Annotated in this window: 2 protein-coding genes; one reads left to right on the top strand and one right to left on the bottom strand. The window is 44.9% G+C overall.

Annotated elements, in window-relative coordinates:
* A partial coding sequence (locus B7X71_RS16205; protein ID WP_293601488.1) for a CoA transferase occupies positions 1 to 915 on the bottom strand: 915 nt, incomplete at its 3' end.
* A 113-nt stretch (positions 916 to 1,028) separates the two neighbouring features.
* Here B7X71_RS16205 and B7X71_RS16200 point away from each other — a divergent pair.
* Positions 1,029 to 1,832 (top strand): enoyl-CoA hydratase/isomerase family protein, encoded by an 804-nt coding sequence (locus B7X71_RS16200; RefSeq protein WP_293601487.1) that lies wholly within the window; start codon positions 1,029 to 1,031, stop codon positions 1,830 to 1,832.
* The last annotated feature ends 18 nt before the right edge of the window (positions 1,833 to 1,850 follow it).

Genomic DNA, 1,850 nt, shown 5'->3' with positions numbered 1-1,850 from the left:
AGTCTTACTTGCGAAAGTTTTTTCAAGTTCAGCTGCCAGTATTAAGCGATTGGCTAAACGCAGTGGGTTGGTTCTGAACAGTGGATCTTCAAATAATTCAGGGCGTCCAATTTTGTCGCAGAGCAGTTTCCATAGTTTTTGATTGGTAGCACCCATGACAAAGTAGCCGTCAGAGGCCTTCATGGCCTGATAGGGTGCGCTCATATGATTGGCAGTACCAAGCTTGTAGGGTTCAACACCAGTTCCCCAGTACTGCGCTGTATCCCAGATGGAGAATGCCAGCGCAGAATCAAATAAAGATGCGTCAATGAATTGACCCTCGCCTGATTTGGTTTTACCAATATAAGCAGACAGAATTCCATAGACTGCAAAGAGGGCGCAACCAATATCGGCAACAGGCACACCAGCTTTTACTGGAGGACCATCTGGATAGCCGGTAACACTCATGACGCCAGACATGGCCTGTGCCATCAAATCAAAACCTGGGCGGTCAGCCCATGGACCTGTTTGACCAAATCCAGAGATGCTAGCGTAGACCAAACCTGGGTTGATATCTTTGAGTGTTTGGTAATCGATGCCGAGTTTTTTCATAACCCCAGGTCGATAGTTTTCTACCAAGATGTCTGCAGTCTTCACTAATTCAAAGAAGACTTTTTTGCCAGCGTCAGTTTTCAGATTGAGAGTAACGCTACGTTTATTACGATTCATATTCAGAAAGCCCATGCTATCTGAACCTTTCATCTTGAATCCCATGGCGCCACGAGTTTGGTCACCTGTACCTGGAGGTTCAATTTTGATGACATCTGCACCCAGGTCGGCAAGCAACATACAGCAGTAGGGGCCTGCCATGACTTGACTCACATCAAGCACTCGAACTCCTGCCAGTGGCAGGGGTTTACTATTTAAAGCGTTCATTTTGTCTCAATTATTTTTATGTTTAGAATGAAGTGCTAATAATAGCTATCAATATAAAACAAATAGAGAGACCTTGTTGTGCACCTACTTACTAGGCTTCATTGATCAATTTCATGGCTAATACCGAAGCTTCCAAAACGCCGTCACTTGCCGAAGTTCATTTAGAGCTTCGTAATGGTATGGCATTGATTACCTTTGATCATGAAGCTGCGCGAAATGCCATGACTGCCCAGATGTATCAAAGCTTAAAGAGCATTTGCCAAGATTTGGCTAAGAACTCCTCGGTACGAGTTGCCATTCTGCGCGGCGCCGGTGGTAAATCTTTTGTATCTGGCAGTGACATTGCCCAGTTTTCTACTTTTCAGGATGGTGAGGACGGCATTCAGTATGAAGAGGAAATTGATGGCTACCTTGCTCCATTAGCCATGTTGCCTATCCCCACCATCGCTGTCATTGATGGCATGGCAGTAGGTGGTGGACTTGCTATTGCGAGTTGCTGTGACTTTCGTATCTCTACGCCAGATGCGCGCTTTGGAGTCCCTATTGCCAAAACCTTAGGTAATTGTTTATCCGCTGCTAATGTTGCTTGGCTTGTTGCGCACCTTGATGTGAATATTGTCAAACGCATGTTGCTATTAGCTGAGCTCGTGACTGCACCAGAATTACTACAGAAGGGCTATCTATTGGCTACGTATCCTGCTGAAGAACTTGAGCATGAAGCAAATCAGTTGGCAGAGCGTTTAATGAAGTTAGCGCCCATCACACAAAAATCTACTAAGCAAACTCTAACAAGAATAATGAAGAACAACTTGCCGGATTGCAGCGATTTGATTCGAGAGTGCTATGGCAGTGATGACTTTAAGAATGGGGTTGCTGCATTTTTGGCAGGCAAACCACCTACATGGACTGGCAAATAATCTGCGCTTATAAAAATA

This window comes from Polynucleobacter sp. 39-46-10 (assembly GCF_002282275.1).
This window is presented reverse-complemented; position numbering and strand designations above follow the sequence as displayed.